The following is a 752-nucleotide window of genomic DNA, read 5'->3' as shown; positions in this document are numbered from 1 at the left end:
CCCGGGCCGCGCGGTCAGTGAGACGTTCTCCAGTAGGGCCTTGCCGTCGACGGCGAACGAGACGGCGTTGACTTCCAGGCCGCCGGCCGGCGTCGCCCCCGCCGTCTGGCGCACCAGATTGCCACCGGAGAAGAGCAGGTCGACGTTGCCGATGGTGACGACGTCACCCTCGCTGAGGATGGCCGATCCCACCCGGATGCCGTTGACGAACGTGCCGTTGATGCTGTGCGCGTCGCGGATCTCGGCGCCGACCGGAGTCGGCGCCAGGTAGGCGTGGTGGCGGGAGGCCAGCACGTCGGCCACGACGATGTCGTTGTCCAGGGATCGACCGATGCTCGCGCTGCGGGCGACCGGTGTGGCGAGGCTGGACTCGGCGGTCACGGTCGGCACCCGCTTGGTCGTTACCTGCGACTCGGCGGTGGTCGGGTTGACCCGGATGCGCTGCACGTCTGCGCTGGCCGCCGGGCCCGGCGGCGGGGGCAGCGGTGTCTCGCGGGTGCGCGACGGTTGGGGCGGCGGCGGTGGACCGGCCGGCGGCGATGGGGGAGGGCTCGGCGGCGGCCCGGGCGCTTCGATGCGGGGCAGTTTGTCGGTGGCCGGGATCAATCCGACGATGCCACGGTGGTGGCCGACCTCGAACGTCACGCGCGGCCCGTCGGGGCGGCCCAGGTTGACCGCCATACCGTCGAGGATCTCGATCATCGGGACGCGTCGGCCGTCGAGGAAGACGCCGTTGTTCGAGTGGTTGTCGA

1 protein-coding gene is annotated in these 752 nt (G+C 71.9%); it reads right to left on the bottom strand.

Translation table 11 applies throughout. The annotated features are described in order from the left end of the window. On the bottom strand, window positions 1-752 hold a 752-nt coding region (locus A9W95_RS01310; protein WP_156745947.1), incomplete at both ends, for an FHA domain-containing protein.

Origin of the sequence: Mycobacterium sp. 1423905.2, assembly GCF_001673155.1 — a bacterium.
Classification (GTDB): Bacteria; Actinomycetota; Actinomycetes; order Mycobacteriales; family Mycobacteriaceae; genus Mycobacterium.
This window is presented reverse-complemented; position numbering and strand designations above follow the sequence as displayed.